Source organism: Proteus sp. STS61-E (assembly GCF_040932335.1).
Lineage (GTDB): Bacteria > Pseudomonadota > Gammaproteobacteria > Enterobacterales > Enterobacteriaceae > Proteus > Proteus mirabilis_B.
Map to the genome: position 1 here is coordinate 117,194 of NZ_JBFQGE010000007.1, position 21,734 is coordinate 138,927.

Annotated in this window: 15 protein-coding genes; 10 read left to right on the forward strand and 5 right to left on the reverse strand. The window is 40.9% G+C overall.

The window, feature by feature from the left end; all coding sequences use genetic code 11:
* Position 1 precedes the first annotated feature (1 nt).
* The 4 genes from AB4J89_RS15645 to AB4J89_RS15660 all read right to left on the reverse strand — a co-directional run bounded on the left by AB4J89_RS15645 (position 2) and on the right by AB4J89_RS15660 (position 9,282).
* Complete coding sequence (locus tag AB4J89_RS15645; protein ID WP_368469866.1) at positions 2-2,707, reverse strand: putative virulence factor; 2,706 nt, start codon at positions 2,705-2,707, stop codon at positions 2-4.
* Between the two features lie 2 nt (positions 2,708-2,709).
* Positions 2,710-5,694: a virulence factor SrfB gene (locus AB4J89_RS15650; protein ID WP_318620371.1), complete on the reverse strand. Its 2,985-nt coding sequence runs from the start codon at positions 5,692-5,694 to the stop codon at positions 2,710-2,712.
* Positions 5,695-5,697: 3 nt separating this feature from the next.
* On the reverse strand, positions 5,698-7,173 hold the full coding sequence (locus AB4J89_RS15655; RefSeq protein WP_368469869.1) for an SrfA family protein: 1,476 nt from the start codon (positions 7,171-7,173) through the stop codon (positions 5,698-5,700).
* Between the two features lie 579 nt (positions 7,174-7,752).
* Entirely contained in the window at positions 7,753-9,282 is a 1,530-nt protein-coding gene (locus AB4J89_RS15660; RefSeq protein WP_368469871.1) for a VWA domain-containing protein, read from the reverse strand.
* A gap of 412 nt (positions 9,283-9,694) precedes the next feature.
* On the opposite strand from AB4J89_RS15660, the gene AB4J89_RS15665 reads away from it, so the two are divergent.
* From AB4J89_RS15665 to AB4J89_RS15690, 6 genes are all read left to right on the forward strand, one after another.
* A complete protein-coding gene (locus AB4J89_RS15665) occupies positions 9,695-10,480 on the forward strand; it encodes a class I SAM-dependent methyltransferase (RefSeq protein WP_088494284.1) in 786 nt (261 codons plus the stop codon).
* An 11-nt stretch (positions 10,481-10,491) separates the two neighbouring features.
* On the forward strand, positions 10,492-12,066 hold the full coding sequence (gene nikA / locus AB4J89_RS15670; protein WP_311755518.1) for a nickel ABC transporter substrate-binding protein: 1,575 nt from the start codon (positions 10,492-10,494) through the stop codon (positions 12,064-12,066).
* Between the two features lie 71 nt (positions 12,067-12,137).
* A complete protein-coding gene (gene opp1B / locus AB4J89_RS15675; protein ID WP_088494286.1) occupies positions 12,138-13,064 on the forward strand; it encodes a nickel/cobalt ABC transporter permease in 927 nt (308 codons plus the stop codon).
* Between the two features lie 2 nt (positions 13,065-13,066).
* Positions 13,067-13,936, forward strand: coding sequence for a nickel/cobalt ABC transporter permease (opp1C, locus tag AB4J89_RS15680; protein WP_088494287.1), 870 nt, complete (start codon positions 13,067-13,069; stop codon positions 13,934-13,936).
* Positions 13,914-14,729, forward strand: a complete 816-nt coding sequence (locus tag AB4J89_RS15685) for an ABC transporter ATP-binding protein (RefSeq protein ID WP_311755517.1) — start codon at positions 13,914-13,916, stop codon at positions 14,727-14,729. Before opp1C ends, AB4J89_RS15685 begins: the two co-directional genes overlap by 23 nt.
* A 24-nt stretch (positions 14,730-14,753) precedes the next feature.
* Positions 14,754-15,506, forward strand: coding sequence for an ABC transporter ATP-binding protein (locus AB4J89_RS15690; protein ID WP_088494289.1), 753 nt, complete (start codon positions 14,754-14,756; stop codon positions 15,504-15,506).
* Positions 15,507-15,557: 51 nt separating this feature from the next.
* On the opposite strand, the gene AB4J89_RS15695 is transcribed toward AB4J89_RS15690, so the two are convergent.
* Positions 15,558-15,986 carry a hypothetical protein gene (locus AB4J89_RS15695; protein ID WP_311755516.1) on the reverse strand — a complete coding sequence of 143 codons (429 nt, stop codon included), beginning with the start codon at positions 15,984-15,986 and terminating at the stop codon, positions 15,558-15,560.
* 439 nt (positions 15,987-16,425) lie between these two features.
* Between AB4J89_RS15695 and AB4J89_RS15700 the strand changes: the two genes are divergently transcribed.
* The 4 genes from AB4J89_RS15700 to AB4J89_RS15715 are packed head-to-tail and all read left to right on the forward strand — an operon-like array spanning position 16,426 to position 21,724.
* The gene (locus AB4J89_RS15700; RefSeq protein WP_088494291.1) at positions 16,426-18,012 is read left to right on the forward strand and encodes an FGGY-family carbohydrate kinase; all 1,587 of its coding nucleotides are present in this window, start codon (positions 16,426-16,428) and stop codon (positions 18,010-18,012) included.
* Between the two features lie 50 nt (positions 18,013-18,062).
* On the forward strand, positions 18,063-19,709 hold the full coding sequence (locus tag AB4J89_RS15705; protein ID WP_075671193.1) for a signal transduction protein: 1,647 nt from the start codon (positions 18,063-18,065) through the stop codon (positions 19,707-19,709).
* A 10-nt stretch (positions 19,710-19,719) separates the two neighbouring features.
* On the forward strand, positions 19,720-20,649 hold the full coding sequence (locus tag AB4J89_RS15710; RefSeq protein WP_368469875.1) for a dihydrodipicolinate synthase family protein: 930 nt from the start codon (positions 19,720-19,722) through the stop codon (positions 20,647-20,649).
* A 22-nt stretch (positions 20,650-20,671) separates the two neighbouring features.
* Complete coding sequence (locus AB4J89_RS15715; RefSeq protein ID WP_088494293.1) at positions 20,672-21,724, forward strand: exo-alpha-sialidase; 1,053 nt, start codon at positions 20,672-20,674, stop codon at positions 21,722-21,724.
* Positions 21,725-21,734 lie beyond the last annotated feature (10 nt).

Here is a 21,734-nt window from a genome sequence, read left to right on the forward strand (position 1 = left end):
ATTATGACTCCACGACGGATGATTTCATGGTTTGAATGATTTGACCTAATAGTGCGTTTTGTTCAGCACTGATCTCTCTTCCCGCAGAATGCCCTGCATTCTCAGTAATAACCGCTGATAAAGCGATAAGCCAATCAATCACAAATAAAAGGGTGTAGTTAACAGGGTTAGTAGGTAAGCGGACTAAACGCTCATCATCACCCCATTGCACACTAGCGCTATCAGGTCTTTCAAAGATCTTATGACCCGCATTGATTTTGCTATCAGGCTTCTCAACACCGTTATCTTTAAAATTAAACCAAGTAATAAAATCACCCAGCACATTATAAACGCGAGATGATTGCTGTTCGGCTAAGTCATCACGACGAGCAATAGCTTCTGTCCCTGCAAGGGTCTTCAACATACGCTGTTCAACACCAAGGCGATTGATTGCAGTGATAAGTTCATCAACTAACAGCACCATAATTTCTTGATCAATGCCTAAATAGGTTAACAAAGTACTGTTATCAGGCAGGCTACGCAGATGGTTTATCCATAATGCCATCACTTTTTTAGGGTAAGTAACCTCATTGCCATGACCTTTAGGGAGTTCATCTTCTTCTGGTACTAGAGAGATTGGCGCATCACTAAAGAGATCGAAAGCAGGTTGTTCCATAGCCGCAAAGGCGGAAACAGGGGCTTGTGTTGCCTTCTTGTCTGAAAGTGTATCGATAACCTCTTTTTCCTGCATATACAGGTCGTAGAGTGATTTGCGAGAAGGCAACAGGTAATCCAGTAACGCACCTTGTAAATAAGGACGGCTTTGCATAAAGCGTAAAATAGTGGCTGCATTACGGCGTTTGACTTGAAGCTCTTCTTCACCACCTGATTGATACCATTTTTCAAGGTGATGACCGATTAAATCACGTTGAATTTCTTGCAGTTGTTCGCTAATACGTTCAAGTTTTAGTGATTTTAATGCGACGGTTTCAAGGTAGTCGGCAAGGCGTTGCATACCGCCATCATTAAGCGCCAACATGGCATCCCATGCTTGGTCTGGCTCTCGAATATAGCGTTGGACCGTTTCATCTTCCGCAAAGGTTTTTTTCATCAGATGTAGCTGAGAAACACTGTCTTCATTTAGAACAGTTTCTTTGCCATTACTGATTTGAATAAACGGAGTAGGTACGCCCGGTTTACGCACTAAGAAGGTGTTATTAAATGCTTCACCGTTGATCCAATCTGATGACATCCATTCATATTGACCAAAGCGCTCTAACATCGCCATTTTGATCATGCCACCTTTACCCCATGATTGACGCAATAACGCTTCATTCATGGTTAAGGAGTTGGTAATACGCATATCAAACATGGTCATTGCCCAGATTAAACCTGAAGGGCGTTTGGCGCGCGTTAATGCATCTTTACCTTGGGTGTTATTGATCCATTCTGTGAGGACTGCACCGACTTCTTTCACATCTGATTGTTTGTTTGATGCGGTACATACCACTAAAACATTCATCTCTTGGTTATCGGTATAACGTTCAAATAGATAGGCGACTTTACCCCGTAGAATAAGCTGTGCCAGCGGATTTGCACTGTCATCGTTAACTTGACGACGTACATCAGCCATAGTTTCAACCCCTAAACGGCCGCGATAGCCCGGGAAATCGAGCAGTTCAACGTGTTCAAACAGGGCTTTACTTGGTGTATCTAATAGCGGAACGACTAATTCAACCGTCAGCGCAGTTAACTCTGCTAACGAAAGCGTCACAGGAGCATCAATACGATCGCCATGAACAGGACAAATGCTGATCTGGCTATCATTGGCAGTATTGAGACGCTCTAACATATCCACGTTCATAATACTGTCTTTTTGTATTAACACGCCGTCTTGCTCTTTGACTAAAGAAGTGAGCGGAGCCAAAACAAGAGGTGCATTACCTAAAGAGGCAAGAGTGGTGCTAAAACGTTGATAAGCAGATGTCAGCTCTGCAATATCGCCCCATAAAACAGAAAAGAGTTTAGCGCGTTGTGCAATGCTGAGATAAGGCGCTAACTCAATCGCTTTAGGCCAATAGGTTGTTGCCAATTTTTTCTGGCTTTTTTCAGCATGACGTTGCAGATAATCCCATAACGAGACAACGTCATCATGAGTAATGCCAGCAACAGGTGTAGCACTGCATTGTGTGCTTAATGAATTGATTAAACGAGAAATTTTCTCGTCATCTAATTCAAATTCAATTTTTTCCTGATTAAAGTCATACAGATAGGCATTGGCGAGAATTTTAACTATCTCAATTTCGCTGAAAAGATGCAGCTCAACAGGAAACTCTTGCGTACCTTTTGTGGCGTTGCGACTAAAGCGGGTTACTAAACCTGTGGCTTCTTTACCGCCACCCGGTGGGTTGATGTGGTCGATAAAATCAAGGGTTTTACCTGACATATTGGTTCTTAGGCGACCATCTTGCCCTGCGGCAAGTGCTGAAATCAGGTACGACTTTCCTGCTTGAGAAAGACCAAAAAAGCCCACAGACATTGGTCTCTGTGTTGCTAAACTGAGATTTTTTGCCATGTTACGGCTACGGCGCAGACGATAGATAAGGCTATCGGCTTCGGTATTTAAACGAGGTGCATTACCTCTTACTGCCGTTACCCAATCAATGGCTTTACCCGCGCCTTGATAAATGGCATCCCATTTGGCTGTTAACTGTTTTTCATCCATCATATTCATTTACCTAATACACTCCCGCTATCCAGCCAATAGGATGTTTCACCAATACCACTATCTGCTAACGTATTGAGTTTGAAGCTTAAACCGTTCTTATTAACGCCACCTTTGCCATTAATAAGCTCCATCTCTTCAATGCGTAATTTTTCAGATTTATTGTCATCATTATGGCCAGAAGCGCCTCTTTCTTCCCCTAGCTTGATATGCAATACGCTGTCTTCTTGGCTAAGTTGCTGTGCCAATTTCGGATTTTTAATGCGCAAGGTATAAAGTGGAGATGCGGGCCAACGGGCATTATCTAATTGACGGAAACCTAAGCGTATCCCGCCTCTAACTTCAAAATAGGTATCAGGATCAGGCTCAAATTTATCCTGAATATCACGGTAGTAAACGTCATTATCAGAAATGGTGTTGTTATTATCCAACATCCCTAAATAACGTACTGTTGAGTAAGTTTTAAAGTTACCTGTCGAGAAGTAAAAGTTGAGTAAACGTGCATTTTCAGCCATTAAACACAACATCGCACCGACCGCTGCTGTTGATTTTGGATCGTCAATACGACCTTTTTTGTTGAATGGATACCAACCACCTGTTTTGTAGCCATGTAATGGCAGAATACGAGAAGGCGGTACTGGCTGTAATACTTTTAACAGTGCTTGAATACCCGGTAAGCGCGAAGGACGACCTGTCAGCAGTAAAACATCACAGGAGTAGTAATAAAGCACTTCACACAGCGCTTTTAAACTACGCGTGATATTAATGCGTTCACCTGAAATAAATTCGGCGTGCAATTGCGCAAAGTTAATTTGTACAGGCACATTTAAAATGGAGAAACTCTCGCCACCACCCAGCTCTTTATTGGTTGCGTCATCAATATAACGACGTACATGCTCTGTCGGTAGAACGTTAAGTAATTCACCAAAAGTACTGTTAATACCTTCATGTGGAACTAATGGATCGTAGTTTTCATATTGGCTTAAAATCTTTAACCCAATCGGATTAAAGATTTGTAGGGTAAGCTGTTGGCGCAACACTTGCTGCCCTGCATCTAAACCTTCACTACCAAAAAGAGAAGACATCAGAGCATCGGCATCAGAAATACCTGCATCCGTTAATGCTGTGCGTAATGCAGGTAATACGCAAATCTGGATGATATCTAATAAAATATCATCACCCGCAATTTTAAATCCTTCACGGAATAACTGTGTTGGAATAATTTTAACGTTGCTACCTGTACCCGTATCCAGTTTATAACGTGTAATAACGAGATCGGTTGTTCCGCCACCAATATCGATTGAGGCAATTTTTAACGTGCTATCACCCGTTAATGCGCGGTTATCTTCGCGCACTTGGCTGGCAAAGAAGGCTTCAGTACGCTCACCAAATTTAATTTGTGTTTCGTTGTAGAGGTAAACTAACTGGCCACAAGTGGCTTCATCCCATTTCACATGGATGTTTGGCATTGGGATACGACACTGTTCATCTTTGCCATCAAAACGTAGTTTTTCGTCCGTTGGGTCCCAATTCATTGCTTTCCAAATGAGTCCTAATGCGTTTTCCATACACGTTTCAAAAATGGCACGCTCTGGTTTTGGCATCGCTGGTGGAATAGTCAAAATGATATTGCGTAATTGACGAGGCGCACTTGCGTGGCTCATTTTAAGGCGTTGAGCTGGGCTGTTCATTTGCGTTAATGCTTGCGCTAACACTTCGGTTAACATCATGGTCATTAATGAACTACGGGTATAGTTTGGCGTAAATACCGGCATGCGAAAGTCAGGCTCTAAACGGAATAACGGCTCACCGTGATCGTTTAGAAGGTATGTCATCGGAACAGCGGTTGCCAGTGGCTCTCTGTCTGTTTGACCAAAAGAGCGACTAAAGCGCCAACCCGGAGAATATGGCGAATCATCCCATAAATAGCGTTTAGGGCTTGAAATACCTGTTGAGCCTTCTGTACCTAATCGTTGCGCAGCCATGCGGTTGGCTTCAGGGCCAACACGACCAATCGTCGGCCACATAAAGGCATTATTGCGACCGCTATTCACTGAGAAATCTTGTTTACCAAATTCAGCTTGCGCAAATTCAACACGGCTTTCAAATGGTTCATTATAGATTTGATAAGGGTGGCTTAAATCACGCAGCGTCATTTCATAGAGTTGCGTTAACCCTTTATTATCATTGATATGATCTTCAATTAAGATCCCACAAGTGCGTGAGTTACCCACATCAAGAATAAGATCAACTTCAATCGCTGGCTCTTGTGGTTTGGTTTCGTTAATTTTGATTTCAGGTAAGCGTAGCTTCTCACCTAAGATATTGAGTAAATTGAGATAATGTGCCTGATGTTGAAACTCTTTGAGCGCATCTTCAAGTTCATCATGGTACATTTTGGTCACAGCCAGTGCTCTTTCGCTAAAGACTTCCTTTAACCAACCATCAATCCACGGTGTTTCAAGGAAGTTCTCAACTTCATAGCCCAAATAAGCCAACGCAAAAGCGACACCAGAGCGAACATCTTCTTCGTTTGGTGCTAGATAAGTTGTATTGGCGCGATTGGGTTCAATTCGAGTATCAAATGCCACAACAACGCGGTGTGTATGTCCATCTTCATCTGGCTCTGGCAGTTGATGGAACATCATTCTTACCCAGTTATCAGGGCCTTGAGAGAATGCGCGGGGTGGGTTAAAACGGAAAAATGGCACTGGTAGCCATGTGTCATTTAATAGCGTTAATGACTCTTCAAGGGAGAAGCTAAATTCAGCCTCTCTCGGTGTTTGAGGCTGATTTTTAGGTGCGGGATAAAGATAGTTATCATCTCGTTCATTATAGATGAGTCGCATTAACGGGCCGTTTTCGCCTTTTTTAACAAACTCACCGTACTCTTTGCGCTGTGGTAGCTTAAAACCAAAATCCAGAAACTGAATATTGCTGTCTCGGATAAGGGTAATTTTATCTTTATAATCGGTCAGTGGCGCTAACATGAATTAGTTATTCTCCCGCTTCATTGATAATGGGAATGGCTGATTGTTTTCATATTTCCCTTGGCAATCAGCAATATTTTGGCTTCCTGGTTGGCAAATAATATTTGGCATCAAATAGTTTGAACCATCACTACACAGAGCCTGACCTTGGTTATTGATATTTAATCCGCCCTGATTGACGGCAGCATTAACAGGTGCTTTACAGGTCACGCCATCACTGCGTGTCATGACGACTTGTCCTTTACCATTATCTAATTGGTAATTTAGGCTTAGTGGTTTACCTGTTTTTTGATCTTGAATTCCCGCCCCAGCTTTCCACTGGCCATTTAGGAATTGGGTTGAGCCATTCGCTAACGCATTCGCCGGAATGGTCAGCGGTGTTGTGTTATCTGCTGTCGCAGGTGGTGTCACATCTGGTGGTGCATTGGGATCAATAGGAGGGGTAGGAGTGTTGTTCTCATTCCCTGTATTTTGATTGTTATCTGTTTTCGGTTGCTCATTTTGTGCCGCTGGATCAACCGGAGGTACGTTAGGTTGTTGCGCATCTTCAGGCAATGTTCCTTCAGGTAATGCACCTTGGTTATTGTCTGTTTGAGGATCAACCACAGGTAAACCCGTATTAGGATCAACGATTGCGCCGTTATCACTTGTGCCATTAATCACATTCCCATTGGCATCAACGGTGCCTAATGTTCCTGTGTGAACCGTATTTGTTGGCACACCAACGGTGTGACCGTTAGTGACCACGGTGGGGACTTTCGGTTTTTCAAGCGTAGGATCTGGCAATTTAGGTGCTTCAATATCGGGTGTTTTAATATCGACCGTAGGTAATGCTGGCGTTGAAAAACAGCCTCTTAAGAAGAAAATCGCGAGTAGAAGTAATAATAAAGGTAATAGCCACCATAAGAAACGCCACCAAGGGCGCTTAGTGTCAGTAATAATAACTTTTTCTTGCACTGGTGGAACCACGGTTGATGCTGGTGCGATTGGCGCAACAGCGGGCTTTAAGCAAGCAACAGGGTCAACTCTAAGTTGTTGATTAGCAATGACAAAACCCCAGAAGGTAATAATAGGTTGGCCATCAACAATAAAAATATGGTTTTCATCAGGAAATTGGATAGTTTTACTGAGTAAGGCACCAAAAAGCTGACTTTCTTTATTTCCAGCCCTTTGCTGCTCTTGTTCACTAAAGGCGATTAAATCATCTTGATTCTTTTTCAGTAGCGCATAAGCGGCGGTGCGTTCTTCTTCTGAAGCCGCAGACCAAGGAATAACAGAGCCGTCAATCGGTGAATACCAGTCAATGCGCTCGCCAGTTTCATTTGGCTGAGGAATAGCAAGGCATTGAGAAATATGAGCCTTTCCTCTTAAACGCAGGGTTTCACGCAGCTGCAGTGCAGAGATATAAACAGCCTGTCCATTTTCTCCCATAGGGAGGTAACTTTCTAATTTACCACTTCGTAAGAATGCTTTATTCACGACGATCATTCCGCTAGGCAAGATTATCTATGGGTAAGTTGGCTTATCCGTAAATAGGCTTTAAGGCTAAAAATAAAGATATAAAATTTATATACATTTTATATTATCAGAAATTTGGTGTCTATCTAGCGGATTATTTAGGGTTAATTAACTGATTATTATTAAAGGATTTTTTATTTTTCTTGAGTGAAAATGGGAATATTAAGATGACGATGATGATAATTAAATAATGACATTACAGGTTGCGCTATATTTTCTTAAATATATGGATTAAATCACCGATATATTGGCTTTTGCATTAAAAAATAATGAAATAGAAGAAAAAAAAGACAAAATATAAAAGAATAAACTATTGGTAAGTATCTAATTGCTGTGATAATAATCACAAAATAGGTTTATTCTGAATAATGAGATAATAAGAAAAGAAAAAAACACACAATTAAGGAATGGTCTTAAATAGATAAGATATAGAGTTTGCCAGCGCCAATATAATAATAAAATACACGTAATACGTGAAAAATTCACCCTCAATATGAAATCAAAGAGGGTGAATTAAATATTAGAAACAGTAATCAATCATTATTTACAGTTCTTTGGAATATAATCTTCAATCGCTTTTCGAGTCATTAAAGTAACTTCATTAGCATTACGCGCCGTGAAGACTTTACCACCAGTGGCACTTGCCACACAGTTACCTGCGCCTGTGCCTAAAATATCAACTACATTAATGACGGCGCGGGGATGAGCTCGTTTTAACGTTCTGGCCGCTGCGCATGGGTCTTGATCGCAAGATTCTAAACCATCTGATAACAAGACAATAATAGTGTCACGATTATTACTTTTGATCAGAGAGCCTGCTCGTTGGATAGATTCGGCTAATGGTGTACCGCTATCAGGTTCAATACGTTTAATGTAGTTAAGCAATTTTGAGCGCTCATTGCCACCATAAGCCGGACTAGATTTCACTACACCGCAGTCTGATGCCACAACGGTGGTGATCTTCATATCTGAAGGAATGCTATTAATAATTTTTGTCGCTGCATTTCTTGCTACGGTGATACGACGAGGTTCTGCATCATAGCCCGCGAAGAGTTTCCCGGTGCTTGAGATAAAGTCTAAATCGTCTTCCGTTAAACTCATACTCAATGCCATTGAACCTGAAGCATCAAAGATAATAATCACTTGAGGTGCTAACTCTGCTGGACGTTCAGCTGGGCACATTTGCTTAATTTTGCTGGCTAAACGATTTTCACAGGTGGCATTTGCTGTTTTCTCCGTCACACCCGATTTTTTCAGTTCATCTTGTACACAAGCTTCTAGTGGCGTGAGTTTTTTCACTGGTACAGGTTTAGGCACTGGAGCCGGTTCTGGTACAGGTTCAGGTACAGGTTCAGGTACAGGTTCAGGGATAGGCTCCGGTACAGGCTCTGGAACGGGTTCAGGAATAGGCTCTGGCTCGGGGATAGGCTCTGGTTTTGGCGGTATGACAACGGCTGGTTTCTCTTCAACCACAGGAGGAACCACTGTCGGATCAAAACAGCCTTTTAGCCAAGATGCCAGTAAGACCAAAAACAGTAAGAATAACAGCAGTAATAACCAACGTAGCCAGCGATTGCGTGTTTTGGCTGGCACATCGGCAAGTGCGGCACCCGCAGCGGCTGCACTTGCACCTGCGGTAACTTGTGCAATTGGGGGTGGTAATGGAGTGGTGCGTGGCCACCATGTAATAACGGGTTGCCCATTAATAATATAGACACTTTCGCTATCAGGTAGCGTTGATGCTGTATCTAAAAGATGGCGCTCTTCATCCGTGATCCTATTTTGTGATGCTAATAGCGCCGTTTGCGTTTTAATATCGTTAAGGCGTTCATCTAAAATACGTCTTATTTCTTGTTGCTCTTGCCCTTGTAACGACGTTAAAGCGACAGGATTACCAGAAACCGGAGAATACCACTCAACAACGTCATCCGATTTTTTCTCTGGAGTCGCAAATAGAGAGCGGTACTTAGTCGGAAAGTGTTGAGTTAGCAATTGAAGTAATTGCTGTTGATGCGTTAAGGCAAAATCGGCGCGGGTAATATCAGCCGTTAATCGTGAGATTCGATTCATATTTTAGAGAGCCTTATGTGACGGCTATATTCGTTTAAAGAAAGAAATTTAAGATAACAATATTATTGACTATAACGGTTTTATAAAAAAGGTGAAATTAAAGCGCTCACTTTTTTAATATAAGGCAAAATTAATTTTTATTTCTAAATTCGCTCAATTTATTTCTCTATTTTAACAGGGGAAATAATCCATTTGCTCATTTATCTTCACGTCCATTAGGATGGTGTATTTATGTTAAAGAGGGAGATCGCAAATTGGCAGATCTTCCTTATTGAGTACTGGTGAATATTGATATAGCACATAGAGCATCTTGGGGTTACAAGGTATGTTACCCACACTAAAAAATAGCCAAATCATTCGCTTTTAGGGGAATTTATTCCTCTCTTTACGTTGATATAACAGCAGGTTTCTGATGACAAATAAAATAAATAATAACCAATTACTTAATGATGTAACTCGCTACTGGAATATCAGAGCTGAAAGTTATAGTGAGTCGAATCAACAGGAATTGCTGAGTGAGAAACAACAGAAATGGCGTCATCTATTATTGGGGCATACCAAAGTAGGTGAAACCTTAAAAGTGCTTGATATTGGAACGGGACCTGGTTTTTTTGCCATTTTATTAGCGCTATCAGGTCATGAGGTGACGGCAATTGATGCAACGGAAGGTATGTTGCTGGAAGCCAAACAAAATGCGCAAACGCACAAGGCAAATATTCAATTTGTTCGTGGTGATGTACACCAACTGCCTTTTGCCAGCGAACAATTCGATTTAGTGGTCAGTCGTAACGTGACATGGAATTTAAAAGCACCTCAAAAAGCGTATTCGGAGTGGTTTCGAGTATTAAAACCGGGTGGCAGTTTAATTAATTTCGATGCTAACTGGTATTTACATCTCTTTGATGAAAGCTACTGGCAAGGTTTTGTGGCGGATAGAGAGCGTTCAATTGAAAAACAAGTTGAAGATCACTACGTCAATACAGATACCAAAGAGATGGAGCGAATTGCTCGCCAATTACCATTAAGTCAAATTAAACGTCCGCAATGGGATATAAACACCCTGTTAGAAGTCGGTTTTAGTCGATATATGATAGATACTCGTATTGGTGATTTTGTGTGGAACGAAGAAGAAAAAATCAATTATGGTTCAACACCGATGTTTATGATCCACGCACAAAAACAAAGAATAGATGATTAAAGGAGAATAACGTGAAGCCCTTACTTTCAGTGTTCCCAACACTATTATTAACACTTGCATGTGCTTTTCCTGCATTAGCAGACAAAAGTAATAATATGCTGGATTATGCCAGCACAAAAGATATTCGTGATATCAACCCGCATCTCTACTCTGGTGAGATGGCGGCTCAAAACATGGTATTTGAATCCCTTGTATTAAATACTGAAAAAGGCGTTGCACCTTATTTAGCGGAGCGTTGGGATATTTCTCCTGATGGAAAGAGCTACACTTTCTTTTTACGCCATGATGTGACGTTTAGTGATGGCGAACCCTTTAATGCTAAAGCAGTAAAACTAAACATTGAAGCGGTACTAGACAATTATGAACGTCATGCGTGGTTAGAGTTAGTTCGTCAGATTGATAGCGTTGAAATTGTTGATGAATTCACGGTTAAATTAAATCTAAAAAACCCTTACTACCCAACCTTAACGGAATTAGGTTTAACTCGCCCATTCCGCTTTATTTCTCCGAATTCTTTTATTAATGGCAAAACTAAAACGGGTGTTGCGAACTATGTGGGCACAGGACCTTGGGTATTAACTGAGCATAAAAAAGACCAATATGCGGAGTTTAAAGTTAATCCCAATTATTGGGGAGAGAAGCCGGTATTAAATGGCGTGATGTGGCGAGTGATCCCCGATAGACAAACCATGCTACTTTCTCTGCAAAAAGGGGATATTCAGCTTATTTTTGGCGCAGATGGCGACATGTTAGATATGGATTCATTTGAAGCTCTTATGGCATCAGATAAATTCAAAACTGAAATGAGTGCGCCGATCGCGTCTCGTGCCATTGTACTCAATAGTAGCCGTGCAATGACATCCAGCCAAAAAGTACGTCAAGCATTGCAATATGCGGTTGATAAAGAAGGGATTGCCCAAGGTATTTTAGCGGGAAGTGAAAAAGTTGCTGATAGTTTAATGGCTCGCAGTGTACCTTACTGTGATTTTGCTTCTCCAACCTATATTTATCGTCCTACAAAAGCGATTGATCTATTAGAGGCGGAAGGTTGGGTATTACCAAAAGGTAAGACTATCCGTGAGAAGCAAGGTGAGAAATTACAGCTATTGCTCTCTTATAATGTGAATAATGCTGTTGAAAAAGAGATAGCTGAGCTTATTCAAGATGACTTTAAAAAGATTGGTGTCGGCTTAACGATTTTAGGTGAAGAGAAACAAGCCTATTTAGATAGACAAAAAAATGGTGATTTCGATTTACAATATTCGCTCTCATGGGGAACACCTTACGATCCGGCTTCTTTTGTTTCATCATTTAGAATACCTGCTCACGCGGATTATCAAGGGCAAAAAGGATTGGCGAATAAAACCCAATTGGATGCAATGATTGGCGAGTTATTGATTACACCTAATGAAGCGCGTCGTCAGGAATTATATAAAACCTTGTTTACCTCATTAGCAGAGCAAGCAGTTTATATTCCATTAACTTATTCACGTACTAAGGCTATCCATCGTAGTGAATTAGAAAATGTGGGCTTTAATCCATCTCAATATGAAATACCGTTTGAAAAGATGCGCTTTAAGCCTTAATTAATGCATCAATGAGATTAACCATAATAAGTGTGGCTCGTAATATCAACGTGCCACACTGATCAAACCTTATGCTACGTTATATATTCTGGAGAGTGCTGGCTATCTTCCCACTGGCACTGATGATTTCATTTATTGCCTTTATTCTGTTGGAGTTAGCCCCGTCTGATCCTGCGGAAGTCGCGTTACGCGTCAATGAAATAGTACCAACACCCGAAGCTATTGAAGGGATGCGCCATGAGTTAGGGTTAGATAAGCCTTTTTTCACGCGTTACTTTTTATGGTTAATATCAGGCTTACAACTCGATTTTGGTACTTCTTTTCTTACAAGAACGCCTGTTATTCAAGAGATGCTAAGGGCATTACCGCCAACACTTTGGTTAGCCTCAACAGCGCTATTCTTTACGATTATTCTGGCATTACCTTTAGCATTATGGTGCGTGGCTAAACCTCAAAGTTTTACGGATAAATGCATCCGTTTTATTGTGTTTGTTTTAACGGCAATTCCTAATTACTGGTTAGGGTTGCTCTTAATTTGGGGCGTCGCGGTTTATTTAGATTGGCTGCCTGTCAGCGGGATGTTATCGCCACAGTCTGTTATTTTGCCCGCACTAGCACTCTCTTTAGGATATATCGGCACTTATTTACGATTATTACGCGGTGCGATGTTAAATCAATGGCATCAGCCTTATGTCTTTTATGCCAAAGCGCGTGGATTACCCGATAACCTTATTTTACGTCGCCATATTTTGCGTAATTCGCTGTATTCCAGTTTAACGGCATTGGGAATGAGTATTCCGAAGCTTATTGCTGGTACGGTGGTGATTGAAAATATTTTTGCTTGGCCGGGAATAGGGCGACTATGTATCAGCGCTATATTTGGTCGTGATTATCCGATGATACAAGCCTATATTTTATTGATGTCACTGTTATTTCTCTTTTTTAATTTTCTGATGGATGTCATTCAAATGATGACTGATCCACGGTTAAGGAGATAATGATGTGGCAACTGTTTTGGCAACGACTTGCAAAAGATAAAAGCGCACAACTGTGCTTATTGGTGATTATGATTGTGGTTATCGCAGGAATATTCGCCCCTTGGTTGGCACCGCATGATCCCACATTAACCTCGATACGTTTGAAATTTAAGCCAATGAGTTTTGATTATCCGTTAGGTACGGATAATTTAGGACGCTGTATCTTTTCAAGATTATTGTTTGGTGTAAGAACAACGGTATTTTATGCCTTATTAGCCATGAGTGTGACATTAATAATTGGTTGGTTAATGGGAATGTTAGCCGGATTTTTTCATGGCAAGACAGATACATTAATTATGCGGTTATGTGATGTGGTTTTGTCATTTCCAGCAGAAATTATGATCTTGGCGTTAGTGGGAATAATGGGACCGGGTATTGGTAATATCTTAATTGCCGTTATTTTAGTGAAATGGGCATGGTATGCCAGAATGATCCGAGGGGTTGTTCGCCAATATTCTCATCGTAATTACATTGCATATGCACAGGTAATTGGTGCGCCGTCTAGTCATATTTTACGGCGACATCTATTACCCGTCACTTTCGCTGAAACTATTGTCTTAGCATCAACGGATATTGGTAGTGTTATTTTAATGATATCGGCTCTCTCCTTCTTAGGATTAGGTGTACAACCACCCACGCCAGAATGGGGAAATATGCTCAGTGAAGCAAAAAATGTCATGGTATTACATCCAGAGCAAATGTTACCCGCAGGAATTGCGATTACCCTTGTTGTCACCGCATTTAATTTTTGGGGTGATTTTTTACGTGATGTGTTTGATCCCGATAATCGTCAGTCAGTAGGAGAAAAGCATGAACAACTTACTGACGCTTGAGCATGTTTCTATTTTTCATCAAGAAAGTGGAAAAAAACTGATTGATGATATCTCTTTCTCGATAAAACAGGGACGTACATTAGCGATTGTCGGAGAAAGCGGTAGTGGTAAAAGTTTGATGAGTAAAGCCATTATGGGATTGCTACCTGAACAATTAGCAATGTCAGGAGAGATTTTCTTTGAAGGAAAGAAAATCGGTCATGAAGCACTTTCTCAACGTCGAGCTTTATTAGGAACATCTTTAGGTGTGATTGTGCAAAACGGCATGAGTGCCTTTGATCCTCTGATGAGGATTGGAAAGCAATTTTGCCAAACTTTAATCTACCATTTTTCCTACTCTAAAAAGCAAGCCATAGAAGAAACTCAGTCGGCATTATCTCATGTTTTTCCTTATCAATTTCAATCTATTATGCAGGCGTTTCCTCATCAATTAAGTGGCGGGCAACTACAACGTGTAATGATTGCGATTGCACTTGCTTTATCACCGAAGTTATTAATTGCTGATGAACCGACAACGGCGCTTGATGCACCACTTCGCCAAGATATTTTAAAATTGCTTCATCATGTCGTTACAACACATCATTCAACACTGATTTTTATTTCTCATGACTTGGGGCTAGTTAATGAAATTGCTGACGATATAGTCGTTATGCAAAGAGGCAAAATGGTTGAATGTGGCGATAAAACAACCGTTTTATCGCATCCAACACAAGAATATACGCGTTATTTAATTAATGCACGCCGACAGCTTTCATTACGTTTCGAGCAATTGATTAATAAAAAAATAGATTAGTATCATCATAATAAAAGAGGGTTTATGTTATTAAACGTTGAGAATATGAGTAAGTTTTATACTCAAAAAAATAACACACTATTTGGTGAAAAAGTGAAGGTTATCGACTCACTCTCTTTTAATATTAATTCAAGTGAAGCCTTTGGTTTAGTGGGTGAAAGTGGTAGTGGAAAAAGCACATTAGCACGTTTAATTTGTGGATTAGAATTACCTGATAGTGGCGCTATTTCTTTAAATAATAAGCCCGTTACAAAACGACTTCATCGCCAAGGTATAATTAGTATCGTTTTTCAAGATTATATGACTTCCGTTAATCCGACATTAACAGTAGGTGAAATTATTGCTGAGCCGATTAAAATCATTAATCCAAGTATTAGCCATCAAGCATTGAAAACACTTATTTTTGCTTTTTTAGATAAAGTAGAATTACCTAAAAGTTGCTATACACGTTATATTTTTGAACTTTCTGGTGGGCAGGCTCAACGAGTCTGTTTATGTCGTGCATTAGCGTCTTATCCAAAACTTATTGTATTAGATGAAGCGCTTAGCTCCTTAGATATTCCCACGCAAGTTCAAATATTAGATTTATTAAAACAGTTAAAAGAAGAGTTTACACTCTCTTATCTTTTTATTAGTCATGATATTCAAACGGTGGCTTATTTCTGCGATAAAGTGATGTTTTTTTTACAAGGCAGGAATATTGAATTGTGTGAGATAAATAATTTAGGCAATGTTTCTCATGATTATTCTAAAAAGCTTATTCAATCTGTTATTTAATCAACAAACAGCAATGCCTTTAAGCATTACTGCTTGTTGAGTTTAATGTATTTAGAGATTATTCATTAAGTGTTCTTGAACTGCTTTTGCATCGTTTGAGGCATTGAAATCAATACCAAAATTCAGCGTGCCTTCTTTGAGTTCAATACTACGCGGTGTTGCTTTAGAACAGGTAATATTCTGTATTTTTTCTTTTACTGTTTCTTGTGCTATTTTCGAGCTCTCACAAGTATTAATTACGCCTTTTAACCCTTCGCTACAATAACTATCAACACCTATTGTTTTTAAATCCTCAGCAGTAAATGCAGACCAATCAAAAGCAACTTTTATATTGGCATCACAGCTTTTATTTAAATCGACAACACGAGACTGAATATTCTCTTCGAATTTTTGTTGTAATTCTCTTTCAGCTAATGTCGCTGAAAAAGCAGAAGAGGAAATAAGTAGCAGAGAAAGACTAATAGCAATATTTTTCAACATAATAAATGCTCCAAAAAAGAATATATAAATTTAAGTTAACTTATTAAAAATAAAGTAATAGCGCGTTATAGCAATAGGAATATTATTGTTTTTCTTTATTTCATTATTTTTTGAATAATATTTCTTATTATTAGTGAGATATCTTTTAATAAAATCGTATTTATTGTCGAGATATTAACATTTCAATAAGTGCTTTTACTTATCTTATTAATTAAATGTTCGTTAGTTTCATAACGAACATAATCGATTCAGTACATCGTTTAAATAACCCACAAAGCCAAATAAATAAATCATCAATAAAATCATGTAATTATATTATCAATGTAGATCTGCATCACAAACTAATCTTATTGTGATTGTTTTTTCGTCATGCTCGAATTAACTTGCTAACTCGAAGTAGCAAAAATTAGCATAGCGTTAGCAAATGATGAGGGTTCGCATGGAACAACAATATTTTATTGGCGTTGATGTTGGCTCAGCCAGTGTCCGTGCAGCGGTATTTGATAGCAATGGAAAGCGTTTGGGCTTTTCTGTTCGCCCTATTGCGCAGTTCCGCCCAAAAACGGATTTCGTTGAGCAATCGTCTACCGATATTTGGCAGCAGGTTTGCACTACCGTAAAAGAGTCGGTGGCGTTATCTGCTATTGATCCTATCCATGTGAAATCTATTGGTTTTGATGCCACTTGTTCTTTGGTTGCAGTGGATAAGGACGGTAAAGGGCTTTCTGTTTCACCAAGCGGTAAAGCTGAGCAAGATATCATCATGTGGATGGATCACCGTGCTGTACAAGAAACAGTCACTATCAATCTGACCAATGATCCTTCATTGCGATATGTTGGCGGTGAAGTGAGTATCGAAATGGAATTGCCAAAAATTCTGTGGTTAAAAAATCATTACCCAGAGCGTTATGAAAATGTATGGCGATTCTTTGATTTAGCTGACTTTTTAGTTTGGAAAGCAACATCAGGGGATGTCGCAAGTACCTGTACATTAACCTGTAAATGGAACTATTTAGCACATCAGGGACAATTTAGTGAGAGTTTGTTAGCCGATGTAGGTTTGGATGAATTATTAGAAAAAGTACCACAAACCATCCTTGCGTTAGGTGAACAAGCAGGTTGTTTAGATGAATCAGTTGCCAATGCGTTTGGCTTGCACACGGGTGTCATTGTTGCCTCAGGCATTATTGACGCTCATGCGGGTGGCTTGGCATTAACAGCATCACAACCTGAAGGGAGTTTGGCAATTATCAGTGGCACGTCTAACTGCCACATGATTGTGAGCCAATATCCAATTATGGTACCCGGTGTTTGGGGACCTTATTTTGGCGCGATGTTACCCGAATTATGGCTAAACGAAGGCGGTCAAAGTGCTGCTGGTGCGTTAGTTGAATGGTCTATCCGTCGTCATGAATCATGGGCTGAATTAGAGCAAGAAGCGAATGAAAAAGGCGTTAACTACTATGCCTTATTAAACGAAGCCGTCGCTGAATTGGAAGAGAATGAACAATATCCAACAGCACAGTTTCATGTTTTAGCTGACCATCATGGCAATCGTTCTCCGCGCGCAAACCCTGCCGCTAAAGGCATGGTAAGCGGATTAACGCTGGAAAGTGGTCGAGTTGCATTGGCTCGTTATTATCTCGCGACACTGCAATCTATTGCTTACGGTACACGCCATATTATCGACACGCTTGAAGATGCTGGACATCAAATCAATCGCATCGTGATGTGTGGTGGTGCAACGAAAAATCCATTATGGCTACGCGAATATGCCAATGCGACAGGTCGTGAAATTCATTTAGCACAAGAAGAAGATGCAGTGAATTTAGGGGCTGCATTATTAGGTGCAGTGGCATGTAAAGCCTTTGATGATTTCTCTAAAGCTGCCAGTGCAATGGTGCGAGAAGGTGGCATTATCACTCCAGATAGCGACACGTTTGCCTTCCATCAGGCCAAATATCAAGTTTATTTGCAGATGTATCAAGATCAGCAGCGTTATAACGAAATGATGTCGGATTGTTGACCACTAATTTTTCCGATTATGAACCGAGTTTACCTTACCAGGGATATCTTATGTTGAACTTAAATCTACCAAAATTACCGACAACCATCACAGCAGGTCAGAAAGAGATCCTGATGGTCACCAACGCAGACTTACGCGAGCCTGCAAACGTAACGTGCTGGCCTGTACAGAAAAAATTTGAAGATAAATTGGCTGCAGCATTAGAAGCTCAAGGTTACAAAATGAAGCGTGCTCATGAAATTAATGAAGCTCGCGGTCATGGTTTTATCAGCAGTCAGCGTGAAGGTTGCGATATGTTTGCCGCAATCGATCCTGATGCACCGGTTATTGTGTTATTAACCGCATGGCAATATTCACACCATATTGCCTCTTCATTAGCACACCATCGTGGCCCTATTTTACTGCTGGCTAACTTTGATGGTACATGGCCGGGTCTGGTGGGCATGTTGTGTTTAGCGGGTACGATGACCAGTTTAGGTAAAAATTATTCACGTTTATGGTCAGAAGAGTTTGATGATGAATTCTTTGTAGATGGTTTAGCAACTTGGTTGAAATATGGTTATGTAAATCATAAGCTTAGCTATCTTACAGATATTGCGCCAACACACAGGGTAATGGCGACAGAAGCTGGCGAAGTAGGTCGTAAAGTCGGCGAATATATAATTAAAAATAAAGAAATAATTGGTTTGTTCGATACATTCTGTATGGGAATGATTAACGGGGTCTTCCCACAACAGGCAATGATCAATATTGGTATGCCAATTGAATCCCTTTCTCAATCTGCGTTACTGGTCGAAATGGCAAAAGTACCGACAGAATTAAGAGAGGCATGTTTACAGTGGTACGAAGATAACGGGATGACGTTTATGTTTGGTCAAGATGACAAAACTGAACTCACTCGTGAACAAGTGATGGAGCAGTGCGCCATGATGATTGCAATGGCGCGTTTCGTAAAACGTTTTGGTCTAACAGCGGTGGGTGTGCAATATCAGCAGGGCTTAAAAGATTGTTGCCCAGCGTCTGACTTTGCTGAAGGTGCGATTGGTTCAACCGCGCGTTTCCCATTGCCAGATGAAAACGGCGAGATTATCTGCCCTAACACACCAATTCCTTGTATCAACGAAGTGGATATGGGTACGGCTATTCCTCAAACGATGTTATGGCGTTTATTAACATCATTAGGATTACCTGCTGAAACCACACTACATGATATTCGTTGGGGTAGTGAGTATGAAGGAACATTCTACTGGGATATGGAAATTTCAGGCTCTGTTCCTTTTGAACACCTTAAAGGTGGCCTAAAAGGCGCAACAGGTTATCGCCAGCCTCCGATGTTCTTCCCTAAAGGGGGTTCAACTATCGCAGGTCAAGGCAAAGCAGGACGCTTGTTATGGGGTCGTGCGCACTATGAAGGTACTGATGTGATTATGCATATTGGTACAGGTGTGGCTGTGGAGTTACCTGAAGCAGAATTTGAACGTCGCCGTAAAGCAACTAACTACGAATGGCCATTATTAAACTGTACGTTAGATGGCGTAACTCGTGATGACCTTATGGCGGGACATCAAAGTAACCACATTACTGTGGCTTATGTTGATGAAGATAAATTGGCGTTTGTGCTAAAAGCATTTGTTGCTCAAGCACTGACTCAAGGTATCCAAGTGAAAGTGGCAGGTGATGCCATTAACTTACTGTAAGGAATTGATGATGAGTCAGCAAAAATACGTCGGTGTTTGGCCTGTTATGCTAACCCCTTTTGATGCCAAAGGGGAGATTGATTGGGCGTCATTAGAGCGCCTTGTAGACTGGTATATCGATTCTGGTGTACACGGACTCTTTGCCGCCTGCCAATCAAGCGAAATGTTTTATTTAAGTGATGAGGAAACTCAAGCACTCACCCGTTTTATCGTTGAAAAAGCAGATGGAAGAGTACCTGTAGTTGCTTCTGGTCATACTGCAACAGCATTAAGTCAGCAAAAAGAACAATTGCAGGCAATGGCTGGCACAGGCGTCGATGGCGTCATTATGATCAGTAATCGCTTGGCTCTAGTCGGGGAGTCGGATGATAAAGCGCTGGAAACACTGCAAGTCTTAACCAATGTGGTATCAAAAGAGATTGATTTGGGTATCTATGAATGCCCTTATCCTTACAAACGTTTGTTATCTGAGGAAATTGTAGAGTGGTGCGCACAAAGCAATCGCTTTACCTTTATCAAAGATACGTGCTGTTCTCTTCCGATGATAGAACGTCGTTTGGCATTATCAAAAGGAACTCGCTTGCACCTTGCAAACGCCAACAGTCAAACGCTATTAGCTTCATTCCAAGCAGGATGTCAGGCATATAGCGGTGTAATGGCAAACTTCCATCCAGAGCTTTATGTTTGGCTTTATGAGAATTGGAAGGATAAACCAGAGCAGGCTGCGGTGTTAGCAGATTATTTATCAACAGCAGCGATGACCGAAACACTGGATTATCCAGCATGCGCTAAATATCATCAGCGCCTGATTGGTAACTTCAGCACACTGGTCTGCCGTTCCCGTAACAGCAGTCAGTTTGAAAACTCATTTTTCCCTTCTGCGGTCAATAGCATGACTGCATTGGGTGAGAATATGAAGAAGTGGCTTTCGTTAGATTAATTTAGGACACAGGAGTAGGAATATGCCTTTCGTGATGAAGGAAACCCAGTTTGTGCTTGATAATGCACATTCACTTTTTAATCACTGCCATGCTTCAACGATTGTGCGTGTGCCTAACTCTGAGCGTTTGTTAACCGCTTTTTTTGCTGGCGATAAAGAAGGTAGCGGTAATACCGCTATCTGGCTGGTAATGAAAGAGGGTGATCATTGGCAACACGCTCAACCTGTTGTTAAAAATCCGGGTGTTGCACACTGGAATCCAGTTTTACATGTTGACCCATCAACAGGTAATATCTGGCTGTTTTATAAAACGGGTCCCGATGTACATAGTTGGACGACCCAATACGTTATCTCGAAGGATGGCGGAAATAGCTGGAGTTTACCGAGTGAATTGGTTTCTGGTGATGTAGCACCTAGAGGTCCTGTGAAAAATAAAGTGTTAGTGATGTCGAATGGCGAGTGGTTGGCACCGGGATCGGTTGAGGATGACCAATTCTGGGATGCGTTTGTCGATATTTCGAGTGACAACGGTCAACACTGGTTGCGAGTAGATATTCCAATTGAACATCATAAAGGTGAACAAGCGGAACATGAAATCTGGCAGGGTTTAAAGGACGATGCCTTATGGGAGACTGATCTACAACGCGTTTTTCAATGGGACGGCGTGATACAGCCAACACTATGGGAATCCCGGCCTGGGCATGTGCATGCCATGATGCGGAGTACGCGCGGTACTATTTATCGTAGCGATTCAACGGATTATGGGCGCAGTTGGTGTCCAGCTTATGCAACAATATTACCAAATAATAATAGCGGCATTGATGTCGTCTCCTTCGCAGATGGTCAACTGGCATTGGTGTATAACCCGAATTCAGGTAACTGGAGTCGTCGTTATCCAATCTCTGTCAGTCTTTCATCCGATAATGGCAGTACTTGGTCTGAACCATTCGATTTACTCGATGGGGAAGGCGAATTTTCATATCCGGCTATTATTGCTGAAAACAATACCCTACACGTGACCTTTACTTGGAATCGAAAAAACATTGTTTATCAGCAGTTAATGGCTACTCAATAAAAATGTGGAG

Excerpts from the sequence above, each read along its gene's own strand:
- AB4J89_RS15665 (WP_088494284.1), top strand. The coding sequence starts at position 9,695 with ATGACAAATAAAATAAATAATAACCAATTACTTAATGATGTAACTCGC.
- AB4J89_RS15660 (WP_368469871.1), bottom strand. The coding sequence starts at position 9,282 with ATGAATCGAATCTCACGATTAACGGCTGATATTACCCGCGCCGATTTT.
- AB4J89_RS15685 (WP_311755517.1), top strand. The coding sequence starts at position 13,914 with ATGAACAACTTACTGACGCTTGAGCATGTTTCTATTTTTCATCAAGAA.
- AB4J89_RS15700 (WP_088494291.1), top strand. The coding sequence starts at position 16,426 with ATGGAACAACAATATTTTATTGGCGTTGATGTTGGCTCAGCCAGTGTC.
- opp1C (WP_088494287.1), top strand. The coding sequence starts at position 13,067 with ATGTGGCAACTGTTTTGGCAACGACTTGCAAAAGATAAAAGCGCACAA.
- AB4J89_RS15715 (WP_088494293.1), top strand. The coding sequence starts at position 20,672 with ATGCCTTTCGTGATGAAGGAAACCCAGTTTGTGCTTGATAATGCACAT.
- AB4J89_RS15650 (WP_318620371.1), bottom strand. The coding sequence starts at position 5,694 with ATGTTAGCGCCACTGACCGATTATAAAGATAAAATTACCCTTATCCGA.
- AB4J89_RS15705 (WP_075671193.1), top strand. The coding sequence starts at position 18,063 with ATGTTGAACTTAAATCTACCAAAATTACCGACAACCATCACAGCAGGT.
- AB4J89_RS15695 (WP_311755516.1), bottom strand. The coding sequence starts at position 15,986 with ATGTTGAAAAATATTGCTATTAGTCTTTCTCTGCTACTTATTTCCTCT.
- AB4J89_RS15690 (WP_088494289.1), top strand. The coding sequence starts at position 14,754 with ATGTTATTAAACGTTGAGAATATGAGTAAGTTTTATACTCAAAAAAAT.
- opp1B (WP_088494286.1), top strand. The coding sequence starts at position 12,138 with ATGCTACGTTATATATTCTGGAGAGTGCTGGCTATCTTCCCACTGGCA.
- AB4J89_RS15710 (WP_368469875.1), top strand. The coding sequence starts at position 19,720 with ATGAGTCAGCAAAAATACGTCGGTGTTTGGCCTGTTATGCTAACCCCT.
- AB4J89_RS15645 (WP_368469866.1), bottom strand. The coding sequence starts at position 2,707 with ATGATGGATGAAAAACAGTTAACAGCCAAATGGGATGCCATTTATCAA.